This is a genomic window from Flavobacterium flabelliforme, from assembly GCF_017948675.1.
GTDB classification, from domain to species: Bacteria; Bacteroidota; Bacteroidia; order Flavobacteriales; family Flavobacteriaceae; genus Flavobacterium; species Flavobacterium pygoscelis.
The window spans coordinates 3,645-5,745 of the sequence record NZ_JAGFBU010000013.1 but is presented as its reverse complement, the minus strand read 5'-3'; the positions used below and the strand labels follow the sequence as shown (position 1 = coordinate 5,745).

Below are 2,101 nucleotides of genomic sequence, written 5' to 3'. Positions count from 1 at the left end.
GTTAAAAAAAAGTGATTAAAAAAGCTTGCATAACGGTATAAACGTTGTAGTTTTGCACCCGCAATGGCGCATAAGTTCTTACTTAAATAATGAAAATCGGATCAAAAATAAAGCGAAAGTTTTAGAAAAAAGATTTGGTAAGAATAAAAGAAGTAGTTACATTTGCCCTCCCTTAGGGGAAGCAAGTTCTTAGACAGATTGAGCAGGTGATTAGGTTGAGCGATCAATTTATGACATGAAAAGCGGAGAAAATTATTTTTCAAAAAACTTTTCAAAAACGCTTGTGAGATTTAAAAAGAGGTTGTACTTTTGCACCCGCTTCCAGCGACACACGATTTGTGTTAAAAGAAGGGAAAAACAAGAAGAACACGTTCCTAGACATATTGAATTGACAGCCGTTTTAACAGAGATGTTAAAACAAAAGAATAAGAGTAATAGAATCGAAAGATTTGATAACACCGATAGAATTGGAGTCGAATAACAATAGCTTAAATTTATTTAAGCACACAATATACGATGAAGAGTTTGATCCTGGCTCAGGATGAACGCTAGCGGCAGGCTTAACACATGCAAGTCGAGGGGTATAGGTTTTCGGACCTAGAGACCGGCGCACGGGTGCGTAACGCGTATGCAATCTACCTTTCACAGAGGGATAGCCCAGAGAAATTTGGATTAATACCTCATAGTATTATAGGATGGCATCATTTTATAATTAAAGTCACAACGGTGAAAGATGAGCATGCGTCCCATTAGTTAGTTGGTAAGGTAACGGCTTACCAAGACTACGATGGGTAGGGGTCCTGAGAGGGAGATCCCCCACACTGGTACTGAGACACGGACCAGACTCCTACGGGAGGCAGCAGTGAGGAATATTGGACAATGGGCGCAAGCCTGATCCAGCCATGCCGCGTGCAGGATGACGGTCCTATGGATTGTAAACTGCTTTTATACGAGAAGAAACAGTACTTCGTGAAGTACCTTGACGGTATCGTAAGAATAAGGATCGGCTAACTCCGTGCCAGCAGCCGCGGTAATACGGAGGATCCAAGCGTTATCCGGAATCATTGGGTTTAAAGGGTCCGTAGGCGGTTTAGTAAGTCAGTGGTGAAAGCCCATCGCTCAACGGTGGAACGGCCATTGATACTGCTAAACTTGAATTATTAGGAAGTAACTAGAATATGTAGTGTAGCGGTGAAATGCTTAGAGATTACATGGAATACCAATTGCGAAGGCAGGTTACTACTAATGGATTGACGCTGATGGACGAAAGCGTGGGTAGCGAACAGGATTAGATACCCTGGTAGTCCACGCCGTAAACGATGGATACTAGCTGTTGGGAGCAATCTCAGTGGCTAAGCGAAAGTGATAAGTATCCCACCTGGGGAGTACGTTCGCAAGAATGAAACTCAAAGGAATTGACGGGGGCCCGCACAAGCGGTGGAGCATGTGGTTTAATTCGATGATACGCGAGGAACCTTACCAAGGCTTAAATGTAGATTGACCGTTTTGGAAACAGAACTTTCGCAAGACAATTTACAAGGTGCTGCATGGTTGTCGTCAGCTCGTGCCGTGAGGTGTCAGGTTAAGTCCTATAACGAGCGCAACCCCTGTTGTTAGTTGCCAGCGAGTCATGTCGGGAACTCTAACAAGACTGCCAGTGCAAACTGTGAGGAAGGTGGGGATGACGTCAAATCATCACGGCCCTTACGCCTTGGGCTACACACGTGCTACAATGGCCGGTACAGAGAGCAGCCACTGGGCGACCAGGAGCGAATCTATAAAACCGGTCACAGTTCGGATCGGAGTCTGCAACTCGACTCCGTGAAGCTGGAATCGCTAGTAATCGGATATCAGCCATGATCCGGTGAATACGTTCCCGGGCCTTGTACACACCGCCCGTCAAGCCATGGAAGCTGGGGGTGCCTGAAGTCGGTGACCGCAAGGAGCTGCCTAGGGTAAAACTGGTAACTAGGGCTAAGTCGTAACAAGGTAGCCGTACCGGAAGGTGCGGCTGGAACACCTCCTTTCTAGAGCCTAATTTGTTAGTTTAGCAATAAACACGATTAGGAAAGAAGACAAAGATTATATTGGAATAGAATAG

Annotated in this window: 1 rRNA gene; it reads left to right on the top strand. The window is 45.3% G+C overall.

The window, feature by feature from the left end:
• The first annotated feature begins 513 nt into the window (after positions 1–513).
• Positions 514–2,027 (top strand): 16S ribosomal RNA (locus J3S90_RS15580).
• The last annotated feature ends 74 nt before the right edge of the window (positions 2,028–2,101 follow it).